The 252-nt window shown below is 64.3% G+C and carries 1 protein-coding gene; it reads right to left on the reverse strand.

Going from position 1 to position 252, the window contains the following annotated elements:
• Positions 1–252 (reverse strand): CoA transferase (locus CDV44_RS27480; protein WP_170936143.1); only part of this gene is annotated, 252 nt, incomplete at both ends.

The following is a 252-nucleotide window of genomic DNA, read 5'->3' on the forward strand; positions in this document are numbered from 1 at the left end:
CGAGAACGTGTGTCGCTGGATCATCTGACGCGCGATGAACTGCGGATCCTTGAACATATCGGCTACGGTGTAGATGCGGCTCGCGGGCACGTCTGCGCCCTGCAGCACGGCAAGCGCCTCGTCGATGGCGCGCTCGCGTGTCCAGTTGCCGATCGCATCGTCAATTTCCTGCGTGCGCGGCACCCGCCCGTCGTTGTGCGCCAACGCGGGATCTTCCGCCAGATCGGACCGGCCAATCGCATGCATCAACCG

It is taken from the genome of Pandoraea sp. PE-S2R-1, from assembly GCF_002179865.1.
In the GTDB taxonomy this organism is placed as follows: Bacteria; Pseudomonadota; Gammaproteobacteria; order Burkholderiales; family Burkholderiaceae; genus Pandoraea.